This window comes from Flammeovirga pectinis (assembly GCF_003970675.1).
In the GTDB taxonomy this organism is placed as follows: domain Bacteria; phylum Bacteroidota; class Bacteroidia; order Cytophagales; family Flammeovirgaceae; genus Flammeovirga; species Flammeovirga pectinis.
Genome location: NZ_CP034562.1, coordinates 5093142 through 5114668, shown reverse-complemented (window position 1 = coordinate 5114668; position 21527 = coordinate 5093142). Strand labels below are relative to the sequence as shown.

The window sequence follows — 21527 nt, the reverse complement described above, 5'->3', positions numbered from 1 at the left end:
ACTAATATATTTGACTTGTGTTAATCCTTCTGAACGGAGCTCAAGATTTTTTGTTTAACTTTTAACAGGTTTTCATCTAATGATATTACAAAATAGTCATTAGTAGTCTCATCAACAACAAAGCTGAGCATTTGTTCTTTATTATTAAATGACCAAAACCCACTTTTTACAATTAATTTATCACTACTTCCAGAAGTTTCGTAGTTCACTTTACCATTTTCTAATAATTCAAAGGTAGTTCTTCCACCACGAATAATTTCTAGTTTTTCTGAATTTCTTATATATGTTTTTACATCGGCACTATCCTTTTCAACAAAATGGACCCATTTACCAAAATATTCTTTAGGAAGTTGAGATTTACTTAAAGTAGGTTTACATGCTAAGAATAAAGTAGTTAAGAATATTAACAGGTATAACTTATTTTTATTGATCATCTTTATTGCGATTTGTTTACAATAAAGTTGGCGATAATATTTTTTTATTAAAAATATTATCCTACTTTTGCCAAGCATTTAAGGAAAACAGTGCGGGGTGGAGCAGTTGGTAGCTCGTCGGGCTCATAACCCGAAGGTCATCAGTTCGAGTCTGGTCCCCGCTACCTAGTAAAGGTTATCTCATTTATGAGATAACCTTTTTTTATATCTTCATTTTATATTACATTGATTGTATTCTAAATTAGAATCCAAATTATCAATGAAAATACTATCTCTCCAAGACCTAACAGATACAATTTACAGAAGTATCATCAGATTTCCTTTTACACTCCTATGTGCCATTTTTGGTACATTTCTCTTATTCTATTCAATTGGAAATAACATACATACCAATATTTGGTTTATTAGAGGAATACATGGAGCTCAATTAGGCATTCCTATTTTTATTGCCGCAACCTATCTTTCTGAAAATTTAAACCTTTCCATTATAAAAAGTTATTTACTTAAAGGTATTTCATTAACTGTATTACTACTATACTTAATGACAATGCCAGAAGAGCTTACTTATATCAATTTCTCCAGATGGATACTTCTAACAATTTTCACTCATTTATTAATTTTCATAGCTCCCAACATTAATAGAGGAACACAATTAGATTTCTGGATTTTCTCAAAAGATATTATTGCAACATTTATCGAAAGTCTATTTTACTCTGTTGTAATTTATATTGGAGTATCTATAGCACTTCTTTCTGTAGACTCTTTATTTAACATTACAATAGATGAAGACGTTTATTTAAAATTGCTGACATTTTGTGGGTTTTTCTTAAATACTCTATTCTTTATTTGCAAAGCTCCTATTGCAAGAAACTCAGAAGAAGAGTTTTCATACTCACCAATATTAAAGAACTTCACACAGTATATCATGTTCCCGTTGGTTACAATCTACATGGTGATACTCTATGCTTATTCAGTAAAAATAATATTTCTGCAAGATTGGCCCAAAGGCTGGGTATCTATGCTAAGTATTGGTTTCTCTATTTTAGGTATAATTTCATTCTTATTAATCTATCCTATTAAAAATATTAAAGAGAATAGATGGATACCAATCTATACTAAAGTATTCTTCTATGCACTTTTCCCTGTCATTTTATTATTTATTGCAGCAATCTGGACTCGAATAACTGACTATGGAATAACAGAGAACAGGTACTATCTCATCGTATTAGCAATATGGTTAGTTATTGTTGCGTTAAACATGCTAATAAAAGGACAGAATAATATTAAGATCATTCCTATATCACTTTGTATACTCACTTTAATCTCTTCCTTTGGACCTATAAGTGCATTTCAAATTGCAAAAAATAGCCAAACAAGCCGTTTAAATCATATAGTAGAAAATGAAAAATGGATTGACACAAATGGTTATTGGATAACAGGTATTGACCACTCTGCTTCTAATGAAGCTGAAAACACACGTTCTATAATAAGCTACCTAAGTGATTACCATGGGTTCAATTCTCTACAAAAATACTTTTCACAACCTATGAATACCTTTATAGCTGATTCTTTAAGTAAATGGGAAGTTAAAAATGTTCTATTTGATAAGATGGGATTAACATCACTGGGTAATAGTTCGATTGTAGAGGTGAGTAAAGATGAGTATTCTATCCATTTTTATAGTAATTCTGAATCTGAAGATTTCAATGCCTTTGATATCAAAAAATATAATTACTTATTGAATGTATATACAAATGCAATTGATCAAGAATATTTATTTACTAAAAATGACAAAGAATTCATTCTTAGAATTAATAATAATGATAATTCTATAGGAACTATAGAAATTGATGGAGTTATATATACAATCACTTTAGATTTAAATCTAATCAAGAACTCTAAAAATGGAAAAATGCTATTTATAGAGTCCGAAGCATTCACTATACTCTTATATAGCCTAAATGGAAACAAAGAAAAAGATAAATTGAGCATCAATCACATGAAGGCTATGTTTTTGATTAACTAAACCGCTCTGCACTGAAAGTGCAGAGGTTTGGGGGTAGGACTGAAAGTCCTACGCTCACTTCCTCTTATTCCAACATGAAGTTGGAATTATCGTCCATATCGCTCCTATGATGTTCTAAATAGTCGTTGACCATTTCGTCTGTAATGTTACCTGTACTCCAAGCGCCGTAACCTCCTGCCCAAAAATGCTTACCCCAATACCTTTTTCCTAAACTAGGATATTCTTGTTGAAGTAACCTTGAAGTTCGACCTTTCATACGTTTCAAAATATCACTAAGACTTTTAGTCGGAGGGTACTCTATGTGGATATGAACATGATCTTTACTTACAACTCCTTTTAGGATCTCAATACCTTCTGATTCACAAATTTGAATGAGAAGAGATCTACATCGTTTTTGAATATCTCCTTCTAGAACTTGATAACGATATTTAGTCGCAAAAACTATATGGACGGTCAACCTAGTCACTGTATAATGACCTTTTCTATACTCCTGTGTCATAATACTCAGAATGTAGTAGATTTTTTCGAAATACTAAAGTTCTGCACTGAAAGTGCAGGGTTTTAAACCCATTTATGAGACCAATAAAAAAAGTAACCCCTTCCTAAATCAATAGGAAGGGGTTACTTAATATCTTAAGACAAATACTTAATTAAGCATTTGCTATTTCGTCTTTCAGCTTATTTAAAGATGATTTAGCATCTCCAAATAACATCTTTGTTTTATCACCAAAGAATAATGGGTTTTGAACACCAGCATAACCAGTACTCATACCACGTTTGAATACGACAACATTCTTAGCTGTTTCAACATCTAAGATTGGCATACCATAAATTGGTGATGCAGAATCATCTTTTGCAGATGGATTTACAACATCGTTTGCTCCAATTACAAGGACCACATCTGTAGAAGGAAAACTACTATTTGCAGGTTCCAATTCTAGTAACTTATCATAATCTACATCAGATTCAGCTAATAATACGTTCATATGACCAGGCATACGACCCGCTACAGGATGAATTGCATAACGCACTTCAACACCTTCACTTTCTAAAGCAGATTCAATTTCATGGCAAATATGTTGCGCTTGAGCTACAGCTAATCCATAACCAGGAACGATAGCTACTTTATCAGCATATTTTAATTGAATTGCAAGGTCTGAAATATTTACTTCTTTAACGATTTCTTCACGACTAGAACCAGATCCGCCACCAGAAGCACCTAAATTACCAATCAATACATTTACTAAAGAACGGTTCATTGCCTCACACATCATAACTGTTAAGATTACTCCTGAAGCACCAACAAGGATACCACCAATAATCATAATGTTATTTCCATAAATAAGACCTGCACCTGTTGCTCCAATACCTGTTACCGAGTTAAGTAATGATATAACTACAGGCATATCTCCACCACCGATTGGTGTTACAAAGGCAATACCGTAGAATAATGACAAACCTAATAATGCATATACTAAAGCCATATTTAATTCTGGCTGAGTCATAATCATTACGGATAATGCAATAATACCTGCTAAAGAAACTAAATTTATTATTTGAGGAGCAGGTAAAGTAAAGTTATCTCTTAAAGAACCATTTAATTTACCATAAGCTACTAATGAACCCGTTAAAGAAACAGCTCCAACGAACATAGCAAAGATGTTTGTTAAAACAGCACCACTCATCATGTCAGCTCCTTGAGGAAGGTTTCCGAATTCTGCAATACCAATTAACATGGCACATGCACCACCCAAACCATTAAATAATGATACCATCTCTGGCATCTTAGTCATGGCAATTTTTTTCGATGAAACGAAACCAATACCACCACCTATTAACATTGCTCCAATAATCCAAGGGTAGTTATTATTACCCGATGTTTCTGGAGCTAATAATGAAATAACGATAGCCATACCCATACCTAAAGCTGCAACTCTATTACCTTTACGTGCAGTTTCTGGATGAGACAATCCTTTTAAACCTATAATAAAAACGATTATACTTACTAAGTATAGTAAATCTATTAAATTTGATATATCCATTTTCTTGTAATTTCAGTTAATTAGTAGTTATTATTTACGTTCTTTTTTCTTGAACATCTCTAACATTCTATTGGTTACAGCAAAACCACCAACAACGTTGATCATTGCTAAAGCGATACCAATAAATCCTAATACTAATGTTAAGTAATCTGTCGCTTCTGCTCTTCTAATAAGAATAATTGCTCCAATTACTACAACACCTGAAATTGCATTTGCACCTGACATTAAAGGAGTATGTAAAACTGTTGGTACTTTACCAATAATTTCCATTCCTAAGAACGAAGAAAGTACTAACAATGATAACATTGCTAATGTGTTATCATCTAAAAATGCTAATATTTGTTCCATATTAAATTCTAATTTGTTTGTTTGAAAAGTTTAAGCTTGAGCGTCTGCTTTTTCTTCAGCTTTTGGTGCTGGAACTAAAGCTTTTTGTTTTGCCTCATTCCCATAAATTACTTCACCTTTGTAAACAATACAGCTTTGTAAAATAATCTCATCATTGAAATTAAAATTCAAACCTTCTTTTGTCAACATTAATTTTAAGTAATTCTGAACATTCTTACTGAACAGTACAGATGCTTGCTCACTAATTTCAGCTGCAAGATTAGAACTTCCTATAATTGTAACTCCGTGCTTCTTAACTACTTTTTCATCTTCAGTTAACACACAGTTACCACCCGTAGAAGATGCTAAATCAACAATAACCGAACCCGGCTTCATTGTTTTAACTGCTTCTTCAGTTATTAATTTTGGCGCAGGTCTACCTCTTAATTGTGCTGTTGTAATTACTACGTCTGCTTTTTCAATTTTTAGAGCAATTAACTCTGCTTGCTTCTTTTTATATTCTTCTGATTGTTCTACTGCGTAACCACCAGCATTAGTATCATCACTAGCACCTTCGACTTCAACGAATTTTGCACCTAATGATTGTACTTCTTCTTTTGATGCAGCTCTAGTATCAAAAGCTTCTACTTGAGCTCCTAAACGTTTTGCTGTAGCAATTGCCTGTAATCCTGCAACACCTGCACCCATAATCAAAACTTTTGATGGAGGTACGGTACCTGCTGCTGTTGATAACATTGGCATATAACGTGGTAAATAATCTGTTGCTTTTAATACTGCCTTGTAGCCAGAAATTGAGGCCATAGAAGACAATATATCCATAGATTGAGCAATTGAAGAACGAGGAATCATATCAAAACTAAATGCTGATATTCCCTTTGTTGCGAATGTCTCACAAATTGATGCATCTTGGAATGGCTGAAATGAAGAGAATAAAAATGTATTCTCTGCTAGTTTAGCAACTTCTTCCTTAGATAATGGAGCTAAAGTGATTAAAACATTAGATGAAGAAATAATTTCTTCTCTAGATTTTTCTACTGCTCCTATTTCATTATAAAGGCTATCTTCAAAATAAGCACTAGAACCAGCACCCTTTTCAAAATAAACCTCGTGACCTTCAGAAATAAACTTTTTCGCTAATTCTGGTGTAACGGACACACGATGATCTTCTTCTCTTAAAATTCCAAATAGCATACCAATGCGATTTTTTATAGTAATATTCGTTTACTACAAAGTACCCTACTTTGTAATTGTGTTAGTCAGTCCAAATTCTCATGAACTATTTAATGTTCCTGAATTTATAATTTTAGCAAATATACAATAAAAATATGGTTTTTTTATAATGATAATAATCTACACGGGGTTACATTGTAAAAGTTTCAAAAATACACTTATTTTATTTACTTTTATTTACCTCGATAAAATACAAATTATAGAACAACACATTCAGTTATATTCAACACAATTCGTTTCAAAGTAGTTTAGAATTATACATAACATAAGTTAAGTATGCTAATACAAGGGGGAATTTCAGAACTGGTTTGGAATTACACCAATATTCGAGATATACACTACAATCTTTTAAAAATGCAAAAAGCCCCTAGTCTTTCGACTAGAGGCTTTTTAAACCGCTTTGCAAATATTATAAACCTGTGATCTGATGTCTTTCTCTAGAATCAATCAATGCTTCGTATTCTTCCTTAGAACCAACACGTAACGCATCATAATCTCTAAGACCAGTACCAGCAGGAATCAAGTGACCTACGATCACATTTTCTTTCAGTCCTACTAATTCATCTCGTTTACCTCTAATAGAAGCTTCACTCAATACCTTAGTTGTCTCTTGGAAAGAGGCAGCTGAAATAAATGATTTCGTATCCAATGATGCTTGTGTGATACCTTGTAACGTTGGTCTTGAAATAGCTGGCTGTGCATCACGCACTTTCATCTCTTTCATGTCCTTACGTTTCAATGAAGAATTCTCATCACGCATTTCTCTAAATGAGATTAATGCTCCAGTCTTGAATCTAGCAGAGTCTCCTGCATCCGTAACGATTTTCATGCTAAGCACTTTATCATTTTCTCCACGGAACATGAATTTCTCTACTACTTGACCTGGAAGGAATGTAGTATCTCCATTGTCTTCGATAACAACTTTTTGCATCATTTGGCGAACAATCACCTCGATATGCTTATCGTTAATTTTTACACCTTGTAAACGGTATACATCTTGAATTTCATTTACCAAGTACTCTTGTACAGCAGTTGGTCCTTTAATTTTCAAGATATCTGCAGGAGTAATAGCTCCGTCTGAAAGTGGCATACCAGCTCTCACGAAGTCATTTTCCTGAACCAAAATATGTTTAGACAAGTTCACCATGTAACGACGTCTCACACCATCACGTGATTCTACGAATAGTTCACGATTGGCACGTTTAACAGCACCGTAAGTTACGATACCATCAATTTCAGAAACTACAGCTGGGCTAGATGGATTACGCGCTTCGAATAATTCCGTTACACGAGGAAGACCACCTGTAATATCTCGTGATTTACCTGCAGAACGAGGAATCTTCACTAAAATATCACCTGCTTTTACTTTCTGACCGTCTTCAACAGTTAAACGAGCATCTGTTGGTAAGTTAGATGCCACAGACTCACCTTTATCACCAGCAATGTGGATAATCGGGTTTTTAGCCTTGTCTTTTGTATCAATAATTACTTTCTCCTCGTAGCCAGTCATTTCGTCTGTTTCTACTCGGTAAGTAATATCTCTTTCAATTGCTTCAAATTCAGTAACACCATCGTATTGAGCAAGAATAACTGCGTTAAATGGATCCCATCCACAAATCACGTCATCTTCTTCAACCATGTCACCTTCTTTTACGCTTAGGTAAGAACCATATTGAATGTGAGCTGTAAATGCAATTTTACCTTCTGAGTCAATAATATTAACTTCAGCAGTACGCGCCATTACAACATCTTTAACATCTCCTTGAGCATCTTTACTCTTCACAGAACGCATTTCAACGAATTCCACTTTACCAGCTTTTTTCGTTTTCAATGATGCATCTGTTGCAATGTGAGATGCCACACCACCAACGTGGAATGTACGTAGCGTTAACTGAGTACCAGGTTCACCAATTGATTGTGCTGCAATAACACCAACAGATTCACCTTTACCTGCTACACCACCTGTTGCAAGGTTTTTACCATAACACTTCTCACAAACACCCTTACGAGTTTCACAAGTAAGTACTGAACGAACTTCAACTTCTTCAATACCAGCTTCCTCAATTAATTGAGCAACTTCTGGAGTGATAGCACCTGTAGCTGGAACGATAATTTCGCCAGTTTCAGGATGTTCAACATCATTTAATGATGTACGTCCTTCAATTCTATCTGTAAGAGATTCTTTGATCTCATCATTTTCTTTCAGTGCAGTTACTGTAAGACCACGAAGAGTACCACAATCAACTTCAGTTACAACTACATCTTGAGCAACATCCACCAAACGACGAGTTAAGTAACCCGCATCGGCTGTTTTCAAGGCTGTATCTGCAAGACCTTTACGAGCACCGTGAGTAGAGATAAAGTACTCAAGTACGTCTAGACCTTCCTTAAAGTTAGAAAGAATTGGGTTTTCAATAATGTTAGCACCAGAAGCACCACCCAAGTTCTTTTGAGGTTTTGCCATTAGCCCTCTCATACCACCTAACTGACGAATTTGCTCTCTAGAACCACGAGCTCCTGAGTGCATCATCATATAGATAGAGTTGAAACCTTGGTTATCTTCCTCCATTTGTTGCATTACTGTAGACGTTAACGTATTGTTCGTTTTCGTCCAAACGTCAATTACTTGATTGTAACGTTCGTTATCAGTAATAAGACCCATCATGAAGTTGTTACGGATGATATCTACTTCACCTTTTGCTTCTTCAATTAGTTTCTTTTTCTCAACTGGGATAATAATTTCATCTAATCCGAATGACAAACCACCTTTATAGGCCATTTGGAATCCTTCATGTTTGATATCATCTAAGAATTGAGCAGCACGTGCCATACCTACGATATCTACCACTTTTGCGATAATTACCTGTAGTGCTTTTTTAGAAAGAAGTTCGTCTACATAACCAACTTCTTCTGGTACGTGTTGGTTAAATAATACTCTACCAGCTACTGTCTCTACGAATTTCTCCTCAAGCTCACCAGTTTCATCATTTAACACTTTTGTTTTAACAAAGATCCACGAGTGACGAGATATTACACCTTCATTCAATGCAATAATCACTTCCTCCGAAGAATAGAAAGTCATACCTTCACCTTTCACTGTCTCAGTGTCAGTAGTACGACGTCCCTTTGTCATATAATAAAGACCCAATACCATATCCTGAGAAGGTACAGCAATAGGTTTACCATTTGCAGGGTTAAGAATGTTATGAGAAGCAAGCATTAATAATGATGCTTCCAATACAGCTTCATGCCCTAGAGGTACGTGAACGGCCATTTGGTCACCGTCAAAATCGGCGTTAAATGCAGTTGTTACCAATGGATGTAATTGGATTGCTTTTCCTTCGATTAATTTCGGTTGGAAAGCTTGAATACCCAATCTGTGAAGTGTAGGGGCACGGTTTAGTAAGATAGGATGTCCTTTCAATACATTTTCAAGGATATCCCAAACTACAGGATCTTTACGGTCAACGATCTTCTTCGCTGATTTTACCGTTTTAACGATGCCACGCTCAATCAACTTACGAATCACAAACGGCTTGAATAATTCTGCCGCCATGTTCTTAGGAAGACCACATTCGTGTAATTTTAATTCAGGACCTACAACAATAACCGAACGACCAGAATAATCGACACGCTTACCTAATAGGTTTTGACGGAAACGACCTTGCTTACCTTTCAACATATCTGAAAGAGATTTCAATGGACGGTTACCATCAGAACGCACAGCATTAACTTTACGAGAGTTATCGAATAATGAATCGACAGCTTCTTGAAGCATACGCTTCTCGTTACGTAAAATTACTTCTGGTGCTTTAATATCAATCAGACGTTTTAAACGGTTGTTACGGATGATTACTCTTCTGTACAAATCGTTAAGGTCTGATGTTGCAAAACGGCCACCATCTAGAGGTACCAATGGACGTAATTCTGGTGGAATTACAGGAACCATACGGATTACCATCCATTCAGGGCGGTTTTCAATTCTTGTTTTAGCATCACGGAATGCTTCAACTACACGAAGACGCTTTAAAGCTTCTGCCTTACGTTGTTGTGAAGTATCGTTATTTGCTTGGTCACGTAATGCCGCGGCCATATCATCCAATTGAGTACGAGCAAGCAACATTTCTAATGCTTCTGCACCCATCTTAGCGATAAACTTATCTGGATGATCGTCTTCTAATTGTCTGTTTTCGCTAGGAAGTTTATCCATGATGTCAAGATATTCGTCCTCTGTAAGGAAGTCCATCTTAGCGATGCCATCGGCCTCTTTAACACCTTCTTGGATTACGACATAGCGTTCGTAATATATGATTTGATCAAGTTTCTTTGTTGGTAAACCTAATAGGTAACCAATCTTGTTTGGTAAAGAACGGAAGTACCAAATATGAGCTACAGGCACAACCAATTGGATGTGTCCCATTCTTTCACGACGGACTTTCTTTTCTGTTACCTCTACACCACAACGGTCACAGATAATACCTTTGTAACGGATACGTTTGTATTTTCCACAGTGGCATTCCCAGTCCTTTACAGGTCCGAAAATACGCTCACAGAACAAACCTCCCATCTCCGGCTTATAAGTACGGTAGTTGATGGTTTCTGGTTGAGTCACCTCACCGTGAGAGCTTTCCAGAATAGATTCTGGAGATGCTAAACTCACTGTTACTGAAGTGAAATCGTTATTGATCTTTTTGTTTTTTCTAAACGCCATTTGCAATTTGCGGTTTTCTTGAATCTGCAAATATAATAACTATTAAACAAAAAATCTATTCTAAACAATAAGAATAATGTTATTTTTTAATTTGACTAAAATTAAAACCATAAACACCTCATTATCAACACAAATCATACAACAACTTTTTTGTAAATTAAATTTAACAAGATTATATAAACTTAAAGTTGTCAACTCCATAGATTCAATTTTCTTTATTTATAAGTACGTTGTTATCAAGCAATAACAATTTTAACATAGTACTACTTTTATGGTAAATCACATTTTTTTATCAAAAAAAAGCTAGTTTGACTTATATTTGATAGGTAAGGTGATTTTTTAAGCATACACCATCAATCTTAATCTGATAAAAATGAAAAAACTAAATCTTCTATTTTGTATCCTACTCTTCTCTTTATCATCATTTGGGCAAGGTTTAAAATCTATTCCCGGAAATTTTTATTTTGATATTGGATTATCTACATGGCAAGATGATAAGGGTGCAGAACTAGAAGCTCAATCAAGGTCTATTTCTATTGCTTATATGTATGAATTGTCTTTATCTACAAGTGGGCAATTTACTTTCAACCCAGGTATTGGGTATACAGCTGACAATTGGTTTTTTGATAAAGGAATGACTGTCGAAAAAAATCAAAATTCTGCTAGTATGATTAATGCTGGTTTGGTAAACCCATCAGCAAACTCTATTATAAAAAGTAAAATTGTAGGTAGTTATTTAGATATACCTTTAGAATTTAGGTTTAGAAGTCATCCTGGAAGACGTGCTTTTCGCGTAGCTGTAGGTGCTAAACTTTCTGTGCTAATTGATAGTCACACTAAAATAAAATATGAGAATTCATATGATGATATTCGTATATCTAAAGACCGTGGAGATTTTTATATGAACCGGTTTAAAGGTGGATTAATAGGCAGAGTTGGTTATGGATGGATTAACTTCTTCTGTTACTATGGATTAACTGAAACTTTTACTGAAGGAAAATTATATGAAGCTGATGGAGTGACACAATTCCAAGGAAATAGTAAGCCAATTACAATTGGCATTACATTATCTAATTTTTAATGATAATTCTTTTGTCTAGTCCGTCCATAGCATTACAGATTTAGACTACTATATATTGATAGCATCGGGTGTAGGCTCGGTGCTATTTTTACCCATAAATTCAACATAATTTCATTCTCTCCTATAAAAAGCCTTACTTGAACTAAATATCAAACACTCACTTTCATGAATAAGGTTATTCTTTATTATCTACTCATTTTTGTTGCAATCTTTTTTAGCTGTAACCCTGCTCCTTCTCAACAAAAATTTTCTAATCATTTAATAAATGAAAGTAGCCCATATTTAAAACAACACGCTCATAACCCTGTCAATTGGTATCCTTGGGGCGAGGAAGCTTTAAAAAGAGCAAAAGAAGAAAACAAACCTATTTTGGTAAGTATTGGTTATTCATCTTGCCATTGGTGTCATGTTATGGAGCATGAATCTTTTGAAGATACTGCTGTAGCTAGAGTAATGAATGAAAATTTTATTTCTATTAAGATTGATAGAGAAGAACGCCCTGATATAGATCAAGTTTACATGGATGCCATTCATGCAATGGGACAACAAGGTGGTTGGCCACTTAACGTTTTTCTAACACCTGATAAAGAACCTTTTTATGGAGGAACTTATTTTCCAAAAGAGCAATGGACAGATCTTTTAACTCAGGTTTCTAATGCATACAAACTTCAACCTAATAAAATAAAAAATTCTGCAACTGCACTAAAAGAACATATTGCAAAAAGTGAATTAGAACGTTACGACTTAGGGAAAGAGAACAATCAGTTTCCTCTTAAAAAATTAGAGAAAGCATATAAAGAATTATCCAAAGGATTTGATTATAAAAATGGTGGTTTTAATAAATCTCCAAAATTTCCAATGCCTAAACTCTATGAATTCCTCTTACAGTATAGCCATATTACTAATGACAAAGCAGCGCTAGATCACACTTTATTTACACTCGATAAAATTAAGAATGGAGGTATTTATGATCAAATTGGTGGTGGATTTTCAAGATATTCTGTTGATGAGAAATGGTTTGCACCTCATTTTGAAAAAATGCTCTACGATAACGGACAATTATTAAGCTTATATGCAAATGCATACCGTATCTCAAAAAACAATGCCTACAAAAAAGTAATAAGTGAAACTATTCAATTTCTAAAAAGAGAAATGCTACATAAAAATGGAGGGTTTTATGCTGCTTTAGATGCCGATAGTGAAGAGAAAGAAGGTAAGTTTTATGTCTGGACTTATCAAGAACTTCAGAAGTATATTCCAGAAGATCAATTTCCTCTATTTACAGCATATTATAATATTGAAAAAAAGGGTAATTGGGAACACGGTAATAATATTCTTTATAAAAAAGTAAATGATAATACATTTGTAAAAACTCATTCTCTTGAAAGTAAAGACTTTGAAAAATTAACCATTCAATGGAAAAAGATTTTACTTAAAAACAGAGAAAAAAGAATTAGACCAGGTTTAGATAACAAAATAATTTCGGGTTGGAACGGTTTAGCCTTAAAAGGTATTTGCGATGCGTATTCAGCAACAAATGAAAAAGAATTTCTAGAATTAGCACTTACAAATGCTACTTTCATTAAAGAAAAAATGATTCTAAAAGATGATCAGCTTCTGAGAACGTATGATACAACTAAGAAAATTAATGGTTATCTTGAAGATTATGCCGCTGTAATTGATGGGTTTATCAGTTTATATCAAATAACCTTTGATGAAAAATGGCTAACTACTGCTATTGGGTTAACTGAATATGCATATTCTCATTTTTATGATGAAAAAGAGAATATGTTCTTTTATACCGATAACTCAAGTGAAAAATTAATAGCTAAAAAGAAAGAACTTTTTGACAATGTAATTCCTTCTTCCAATAGTATGATGGCTACAAATTTATTTATTTTAGGTCATATATTGGGAGATGAAAAATATATTGAACGTTCAGATCAGATGCTTGCAATAATGAACGATCTTATGATGAAAAATATTCAATTTTCTTCTTATTGGGCATCACTCTATATTTCTCATATTAAACCAACTGTAGAAATTGCAATAGTAGGAAAACAAAGTTTAAATTACGCTCAAGAAATTGCATCAAATTATTATCCTAATAAAGTTATCCTCGGAACAAAAAACCATAGCGATTTAGCTCTTTTAAAAGAACGATCTGCTATAAATGGAAAAACTACTTTGTATGTTTGCAGAAATAAGACCTGTAATTTGCCTGTTTTTGAAATAGACAAAGCATGGAAAGAAATAATTGAGTAAATTCCGAAAACATTCCTTGTTCCATACTATACTTTAAGTTATACCTTGACTTTTTATGAGTTCAAAAGAATTAATTATAAGAACCAATGCAATAGAAGATTTAGGCCCTGCCGCTCAAAAAGTAATCGATTTTACTAAAGGAGGACCTACAGTTTGGTTATTTCATGGTGAAATGGGGGCTGGCAAAACTACTTTTATAAAAGAAATTTGTGCTGCTTTAGGTGTAATTGATCACGTAAACAGTCCCACTTTTGCATTAGTCAATGAATATATGACCGATACTGCCGATACTATTTATCATTTTGACATGTACCGTATTAAAGACGATACAGAAGCTTATGATATTGGTTTCGAAGAATATTTATACAGTAATAATTTATGTTTAATTGAATGGCCTTCTATGGTCGATAGATTATTACCTGATGAATGTGTAGATATTGATATCAAAACACTAGATGAAAACTCTAGAGAAATTACTATTAGATACGTTTAACTGACTTTATTCTAATTAAAAATGGGCAAACAACGCGACGGCTTTGAAAAAGCCACAGAAAGTTATTTTCAGTTCCATCCTCAAGAAGTAATGGAAGGTCCCGTTAATAAAAAAGGTAATCCTATAAAAATAGGAATCCCTAAAGAACTTAACCCCGACGAGAAACGCTGTGCCTTACGCCCAGGTGCTGTTTCATTATTAGTCAACAATGGTTGCGAAGTTTTTGTAGAAACAAATACGGGTCGTCATATTAATCATTCTGATACAGAATATGCCGATGCAGGTGCTACTATAGTCTATTCGCATAAAGAGGCTATGGAAGCTGATATTGTATTAAAAATTTCGGCCCCTACAATAGAAGAAATTTCCTATATGAAACAGAATAAAGCAATTATTTCTGCTATTCATATGAGAGAATTAAAACGAGATGTTCTTGATACAATTAACAAAAAGAAAATTACAGCTTTAGGCTTCGAACTTATTGAAGATAATGTGGGTGGTTTACCTTTAGTTAGAGCAATGAGCGAAATTGCAGGTAGTACTGTAATGCTTATTGCTGCAGAATATCTTAGTAGTTATAATGGTGGTAAAGGTATTATTTTAGGAGGAATTACAGGAGTACCTCCTTCCAAAGTAGTTATTTTAGGTGCAGGAACTGTTGCAGAATACGCGGCAAGAACTGCTATTGGTATGGGTGCAGAAGTTAAAGTATTTGACAATGCAATCTACAAACTACGCAGACTCAAAAAAGAGTTAGGTTTACCACACTTATTTACTTCTGCTTTTGATAGTACTTCTTTAACTGAAGCTTTAAGTAGAGCAGATATTGCTATTGGTGCTGTACATACACATGGAACCAGAACACCATCTATTGTTACAGAAGAAATGGTAGCGGTAATGAGAGAGAATTCTATTATAATTGATGTGTGTATAGATCAGGGTGGTTGTTTTGAAACCTCCGAACCTACAAACCACAGACACCCTGTATATAAAAAACATGGTGTTATACATTATTGTGTTCCGAATGTAGCCTCTAGAGTATCTAGAACAGCTACAGCAGCTATAAGTAACATCTTCACTACTATTCTTAATAAATTAATTGATGAAGGTAGTGTTGATACAATGATGCGTAGACACCCTTGGTTTACAAAAGGAGTATATGCTTATAGAGGTAATATTACCAACCAAGCCCTAGCAGAAAAATTTGATTTACCGCTCAAAAATTTAGATTTAATTTTAGCAGCAGGCATATAAAAAAAGCTCACTTGATATTAAATTCAAGTGAGCTTTTTTATTTATAATGGGCATTCCATTCTTACAAACAGAATCCCTTTCCGAACAAAAGAAGAATCTGTCTGATGTAAGCCTTCCCGTTCGTAAAGAACAGTTGCAGTAGCTCTAGCATTACACCATAATAACGATGCTCCTCTTTCTTTGGCTACTTTTATAACTTCCTTCAATAAAATTGATCCATACCCTTTTCCTTGCTCAGATTTTACAGTTGCGAACTTTCTAAACTGAACATTCTTATCAGCATCCATAAATAATGAAATCACGGATGTTAATTGCTCTCCTATAAACAATCCTAGATGTTGTCCTTTATCATCATCAGGAATCTTAACATAAGAAAGTGGTTCGTTTGGCCACATTACTTTATGTCGGATAGCCCAAGTTTGGGCAGCTGTAATTTCTTTAATTTCTAATTCCATACTTATAAAAAAAGCGACCCTAGAGCCGCTTATATATCTTCTGCTCTATATTTCACTAAAAAGCGACTTCAATTCTAAATACCCAAGGTGAACTGTAATAAGAGGTTTGTTCATCATAAGAAACATCATACAAAGCAATAAAATTAATACCACCTTTTTTTCCTATTCCTTGCGAGACTCCCCCACCAATTAAGAATTGATCTCTCCATTGAGAACCGCTCACTTTTTCACCGCTAATATTATCACGGTATTCATAATTATTACTAAACCCATAATACTCTGCTTGAGGAAATACTCTTAAACCATCTCTTACTTCAATCATGTATCTAGCAAACGGACGAATACCGTAGTTGTTTTCTTTATAGTCAACATCTTTACGTTCAAAATACTCATAAACCAAACCTACACCAACTTGTAAATTTGGTGTAATCATGTACCCTGCCATTGGCTGTACAACAATTTGAGTATAATAACTAGAAAACCCAAACCCTAAACCTCCACCAAAGAAAATCTTATCTTTAAGTGGTTTATCAGAATGTTTTTGGTCTTTTAATGCATCTACTTCTTGATTTGTAGGACGCTTATATTGTTCCTGTTGAGTAGATTGTTGTGTTTTTGTACTATCTTCAACATAATTATAGACTTGTGCTGTAACTGTTTGAGATAAAAAAAGACTTAGTAGTAAGATAAAAGTCGAGGTAATATTTTTCATGTCTAGAATTTCTAATTTTATTCAAATTAATTAAAAAATTATCCAATATCACACGATTAAGCAAACAATCTACATAAAATGGTGAAACCTACCCTACATTATACCGAGGATCCTTCTTATAAAACACTGAAAAGAATAAGTTCTTTAATGGATGAGGCTGTACGAATACCTGGTACAAAACTTTCTTTTGGGCTCGATCCTATTATTGGCATTATACCGGGAGTTGGTGATACACTTTCGATTATTATTTCTGGTATTTCATTATATACAGTTGCTAGAAATGGTATCCCTGCCCGTTTAATTATGGCCATGACTTTCAATTTAATCATTGACTACTTAGTCGGTTTAATTCCAGGTGTAGGAGATTTTATAGATTTCTTTTATAAGGCAAATAGAAACAATACGCAGTTATTAATCAAATACTACGAAAAGAACCCCGAAGCAATTAATAATGTACAGAAAAGCTCAACAGGTTTAATCATTTTTGCTTCTCTTATGTTTTTAATAATTCTTGGTGTTGTTGGCGTCTGTTTTTATTTTATAAAACTAGCCATTGTTCAGACTTTCAACCTTCAATAATTATAATCCCAACAAATATTCTACAAGCACATAGACATTCGTATACGGTTCTCTTTCATGAAATTTTAGATGAGAGTGAACACCGTTTATATAAACTTGCTCTAGTTTTTTAGCTCGTTCTATTGCTACAGGTGTTTCTTCTTTAAGGTTCTGATAATTCTTTCCATTTTTATGATAGCGCACCACGTAATTTTGTTGAATATGTTTAATAAGGTTGCCACACTTTAAAAAATGTCGGTTCATGTCTAAATCCTCAAAATGAAGTAAAAACCATAGCTCAAAGCAAATATTTGATATAATAATCTGAATGTCATTTTCATTGGCCATTTCTATTACATCTTCTATGTATTTGTGAAAGTCCCTATCAAACACTAACCAAATAGTTTCATAAGGATTACCTTTAAGTATTGCTTTTTTCTTTTTCAAAATCGCTTCTTTCACTAAGCCAAGTGGACTATGACTTTTAGGCTGATACACTTCTACGTCAACGGCCGTTAAGATTCTTCTTTTTTGTGCATCATGCTTTAAACTATTAAAGTAGTTCGGTTCTGTTTTCGCTCCTTCACATAAGATAAGTACACGTTGTCGGAGCGATCTATTTTTATCTCTTCTCCTATTCCTCATCTTCTAAATTTGTTTTAAAATCAAATTCTAACCCCATTTGATTAATAGCCGGAGTTCCTCCAAATTTCCCTGTTAAATACCATTCCTCTAAAGGAACTTCTTTCTTTAAATGAGGAATATCCGATACAGAAGAAATTTCTGTAATTCCATCTTCTGTTCGTTCTGATATAAATACCTGATCAAACCTAAAAAGATCATCATTTAATAAAGAAGCATCATGTGTAGAAAATATTAATTGAGCCCTTTTGGGGTTTGTTGCAGGGTTATGAAATAATTTAATTAAAGCTCTTGTTAAATGAGGGTGCATACTTTGATCTAGCTCATCAATGACCAAAGTATCTCCAGCTTCCAAAACTCGTAAGATTAAACCACCTAAAGCCACTAATTTTCTAGTACCAATTGATTCTTCTTTTAAATCAAATGCTATTTTATCTTCTAAATTTTCTTCTGAACTATGAATCGTTTTTAATTTAAACCTACGTCGTCCTTCAAAAAGCCCCATTAATTCACTATCCTCTTGCACAACTTCAATTCCTTTTACACCCGTATCAGAATGATTAACCAAACGAGATAAGTTTCTTAGAAATCGGCCAGATTCATCGCTTACAATGTGTTTTGCTATACCTTGAAGTAAAGTATCATCATAAACAGATTTATATAGAATATATGCTCTAAGATGGTTTTTAAAGAATGACCAAGGAGCCATTAACTGATTTAACCCTAATTGTGCCCCCTTAGTAAGTAACAACTGATAAGGCAGAATATGTTTGGCAATACTTTGCTTATCTCCTTTTAACTTCTGCCCAAAAACAATAAACTCACCTTGGTTACGCTCAAATAGTTTTACTTTTCTTGCTTTCGGGTAAGAATAAAGAGCTTCGTGGGTAACTTGATCAATATCTCTAGACATTTCATATTCGTACTGAACGCCATCACCAGCAATAAAACGAATATAAAAATCTGTTGGTAATTCTCTAGATAATCGATCTAACCGAAAAGGTACATATGCTTTTGCTCCTTCACCAATAACCGTATCTCCTCCTTCCTGCACCATTACCGCTAATGCTTCTAACGCTCTTAATAAATTACTTTTACCAGATGCGTTAGCACCAAAAACTACTGCAGAAGCTAATGTTTCTGTGTTCTTGTAATTCTTATGGGTTAACAATCTATTTTCAGGTACTACTTTTCTAATTCTACTGGAGGGTAACAGGGATAATACCTGCTCATTTTTTATTGACCTGAAATTGGAAACAGAAAATTCTATCAACATTTCTTTTAGGGTTAATCTTTGTTCTTGTTCCCTAAAATACACAAAAAAAATAAGGTATGAACCATTCAAATTGAAGATTCACACCTTATTAAAGGAGTATTTAAACTACTTATTAAATCATTTCGCCTAATAATGTTCCACCTGTACAATCGTGAACTTTTACATCTACATATTGTCCTAGTTTAGCATCACCTTTAGGGAAAACTATAATTTTATTTGCAGAGTTCTTTCCTTGGAAATGCTCTTTACTACGCTTTGAGTAACCATCAATCAATACTTTCTGTACCTGACCAATATTTAATTTGTTACGCTCTGTAGCATGCTTTCTTTGTAAATCTACAATTTCTTGTAATCTACGTTTCTTCACTTCCAAAGGAATATCATCTTCAAATTTCTTTTCGGCTAATGTTCCTGGGCGTTCAGAATAATAGAACATGTAGCTGTAATCAAATTTTACATATTCCATTAAAGAAAGTGTATCTCTATGCTCTTCTTCTGTTTCAGTACAAAAACCTGAAATCATATCAGAAGAAACGCCACAATCATCACCTAAAATTTCACGAATTGCATCAATTCTATTGATGTACCATTCACGGTCATAAGTACGGTTCATAATGTCCAATACTCTAGAGTTACCCGATTGTACTGGCAAGTGAATGTAGTTACAAATATTTTCGTGATCACGGATTGCGTACAATACATCATCCGTAATATCTTTTGGATGAGATGTAGAGAAACGAATACGTAATTCTGGAGAAACTTCAGCAACCATTGTTAGTAATTTTGCAAAGCTAAAAACTTCAACATCATCACCCACACGTTCTTTCTTTTCTAATTTGGCTTTATTGTTTTCTTCATCAGACCATTTGTAAGAATCTACATTTTGTCCTAATAAAGTAACTTCTCTATAACCTTGCTCAAAAAGCTCTTTTGCTTCTTTTACTATAGAATGAGGATCACGGCTTCTTTCTCTACCTCTTGTAAAAGGTACCACACAGAAAGAACACATATTATCACAACCCCTCATAATAGAGATCATTGCAGAAATACCGTTAGAATTCAATCTTACAGGAGCAATATCAGCGTACGTTTCATCTCTTGATAAAAATACGTTAATCCCTTTATCGCCGCCATCTACATCACCAACTAGTTTTGGAAGGTCACGGTAAGAATCTGGACCAGCCACGATATCTACCATTTTCTCTTCTTCCAGCAATTGTGTTTTTAAACGTTCAGCCATACAACCTAACACACCGATTATCATTCCCGGACGTGTTTTTTTAATACGGTTAAATACGGTTAGACGCTGACGTACATTTAATTCTGCTTTCTCACGAATAGAACATGTATTTAAAAATACAAGATCTGCTTCATCCATGTTCGAGGTAGTACCAAAGTTATTTTCTTTCATAACCGAGGCTACAATCTCCGAATCAGAGAAATTCATTTGGCAACCATAACTTTCTATATAAAGTTTTCGCTGACCATTCTTTGCTGTATCTTCAGTGACACGTATATCACACGATTCAGCTGCTTTTTTATCGTTATCAACGATTTCAATGTCTTTAATCAGACCGCTCATTACTTTGGATTTTAAGACAGAAGGTTGAGGATTTTCAGTCCTCCTAGTTCTGAGCTTATACAACTTAATTAACTTAAATTCGAATATCACAAAAGTGAATTCCAAAGACAAAGCTAACACAAGGAAACACACTTATCAATTTTGTTTACAATTGATTGATCTTCATATAGATTACACACCTAAAATTTAAGAAAGTAATTGTTTCAGCAACAAGGGTATTTTTTGATAACAAGTTTTAATTTTTCGTTAAAATAACATTTTTACAAGTTGTATTAGTTAATATTATACAACAAGATTGTTGTTAGTTATACAATTTTAGATATTGTAAACTGAATCTAAATAAACAAACAATAGCAAGTGTTGGCCCTACATAAATCCTCGATATTCATAATATTATTGTGCTTAGTTATCACGACTA

17 protein-coding genes and 1 tRNA gene are annotated in these 21527 nt (G+C 33.8%); 7 read left to right on the top strand and 11 right to left on the bottom strand.

Annotated elements, in window-relative coordinates:
• Nucleotides 1-20: 20 nt before the first annotated feature.
• Complete coding sequence (locus EI427_RS20170; RefSeq protein WP_126618137.1) at nt 21-434, bottom strand: hypothetical protein; 414 nt, start codon at nt 432-434, stop codon at nt 21-23.
• A gap of 91 nt (nt 435-525) precedes the next feature.
• Here EI427_RS20170 and EI427_RS20165 point away from each other — a divergent pair.
• Together EI427_RS20165 and EI427_RS20160 are read left to right on the top strand one after the other, a co-directional pair.
• A tRNA-Met gene (locus EI427_RS20165) sits at nt 526-598 on the top strand.
• 95 nt (nt 599-693) lie between these two features.
• Nucleotides 694-2460, top strand: coding sequence for a DUF4153 domain-containing protein (locus tag EI427_RS20160; protein WP_126618135.1), 1767 nt, complete (start codon nt 694-696; stop codon nt 2458-2460).
• Between the two features lie 64 nt (nt 2461-2524).
• Here EI427_RS20160 and tnpA read toward each other — a convergent pair whose 3' ends face one another.
• The 5 genes from tnpA to rpoC all read right to left on the bottom strand — a co-directional run bounded on the left by tnpA (nt 2525) and on the right by rpoC (nt 10791).
• Nucleotides 2525-2959 (bottom strand): IS200/IS605 family transposase, encoded by a 435-nt coding sequence (gene tnpA, locus EI427_RS20155; RefSeq protein ID WP_126618133.1) that lies wholly within the window; start codon nt 2957-2959, stop codon nt 2525-2527.
• Between the two features lie 151 nt (nt 2960-3110).
• Nucleotides 3111-4502, bottom strand: coding sequence for an NAD(P)(+) transhydrogenase (Re/Si-specific) subunit beta (locus tag EI427_RS20150; protein ID WP_126618131.1), 1392 nt, complete (start codon nt 4500-4502; stop codon nt 3111-3113).
• Nucleotides 4503-4532: 30 nt separating this feature from the next.
• Nucleotides 4533-4850, bottom strand: coding sequence for an NAD(P) transhydrogenase subunit alpha (locus EI427_RS20145; protein ID WP_126618129.1), 318 nt, complete (start codon nt 4848-4850; stop codon nt 4533-4535).
• A gap of 30 nt (nt 4851-4880) precedes the next feature.
• Complete coding sequence (locus EI427_RS20140) at nt 4881-6041, bottom strand: Re/Si-specific NAD(P)(+) transhydrogenase subunit alpha (protein ID WP_126618127.1); 1161 nt, start codon at nt 6039-6041, stop codon at nt 4881-4883.
• Nucleotides 6042-6489: 448 nt separating this feature from the next.
• Nucleotides 6490-10791, bottom strand: coding sequence for a DNA-directed RNA polymerase subunit beta' (gene rpoC / locus EI427_RS20135; protein WP_126618125.1), 4302 nt, complete (start codon nt 10789-10791; stop codon nt 6490-6492).
• A 373-nt stretch (nt 10792-11164) separates the two neighbouring features.
• Between rpoC and EI427_RS20130 the strand changes: the two genes are divergently transcribed.
• The 4 genes from EI427_RS20130 (at nt 11165) to EI427_RS20115 (ending at nt 15884) form a co-directional block, all read left to right on the top strand.
• Nucleotides 11165-11872 (top strand): outer membrane beta-barrel protein, encoded by a 708-nt coding sequence (locus EI427_RS20130; RefSeq protein ID WP_126618123.1) that lies wholly within the window; start codon nt 11165-11167, stop codon nt 11870-11872.
• Nucleotides 11873-12037: 165 nt separating this feature from the next.
• The gene (locus EI427_RS20125) at nt 12038-14137 is read left to right on the top strand and encodes a thioredoxin domain-containing protein (protein WP_126618121.1); all 2100 of its coding nucleotides are present in this window, start codon (nt 12038-12040) and stop codon (nt 14135-14137) included.
• Between the two features lie 55 nt (nt 14138-14192).
• Nucleotides 14193-14630, top strand: a complete 438-nt coding sequence (gene tsaE / locus EI427_RS20120) for a tRNA (adenosine(37)-N6)-threonylcarbamoyltransferase complex ATPase subunit type 1 TsaE (protein ID WP_126618119.1) — start codon at nt 14193-14195, stop codon at nt 14628-14630.
• 21 nt (nt 14631-14651) lie between these two features.
• Nucleotides 14652-15884 (top strand): alanine dehydrogenase, encoded by a 1233-nt coding sequence (locus EI427_RS20115; RefSeq protein WP_126618117.1) that lies wholly within the window; start codon nt 14652-14654, stop codon nt 15882-15884.
• A 41-nt stretch (nt 15885-15925) separates the two neighbouring features.
• Here EI427_RS20115 and EI427_RS20110 read toward each other — a convergent pair whose 3' ends face one another.
• Together EI427_RS20110 and EI427_RS20105 are read right to left on the bottom strand one after the other, a co-directional pair.
• A complete protein-coding gene (locus EI427_RS20110) occupies nt 15926-16339 on the bottom strand; it encodes a GNAT family N-acetyltransferase (protein ID WP_205727884.1) in 414 nt (137 codons plus the stop codon).
• A gap of 55 nt (nt 16340-16394) precedes the next feature.
• Nucleotides 16395-17051: a hypothetical protein gene (locus tag EI427_RS20105; protein WP_126618113.1), complete on the bottom strand. Its 657-nt coding sequence runs from the start codon at nt 17049-17051 to the stop codon at nt 16395-16397.
• A 78-nt stretch (nt 17052-17129) separates the two neighbouring features.
• On the opposite strand from EI427_RS20105, the gene EI427_RS20100 reads away from it, so the two are divergent.
• Complete coding sequence (locus EI427_RS20100) at nt 17130-17630, top strand: DUF4112 domain-containing protein (RefSeq protein ID WP_126618111.1); 501 nt, start codon at nt 17130-17132, stop codon at nt 17628-17630.
• Here the strand turns inward: EI427_RS20100 and EI427_RS20095 are convergent, their stop codons facing one another.
• From EI427_RS20095 to miaB, 3 genes are all read right to left on the bottom strand, one after another.
• Nucleotides 17631-18254 (bottom strand): RloB family protein, encoded by a 624-nt coding sequence (locus tag EI427_RS20095; RefSeq protein ID WP_126618109.1) that lies wholly within the window; start codon nt 18252-18254, stop codon nt 17631-17633.
• Nucleotides 18244-19527, bottom strand: a complete 1284-nt coding sequence (locus tag EI427_RS20090) for an AAA family ATPase (RefSeq protein ID WP_126618107.1) — start codon at nt 19525-19527, stop codon at nt 18244-18246. The genes EI427_RS20095 and EI427_RS20090 overlap by 11 nt, the downstream gene beginning before the upstream one ends.
• Before the next feature lie 112 nt (nt 19528-19639).
• Nucleotides 19640-21109 (bottom strand): tRNA (N6-isopentenyl adenosine(37)-C2)-methylthiotransferase MiaB, encoded by a 1470-nt coding sequence (gene miaB / locus EI427_RS20085; protein WP_126618105.1) that lies wholly within the window; start codon nt 21107-21109, stop codon nt 19640-19642.
• Between the last annotated feature and the right edge of the window lie 418 nt (nt 21110-21527).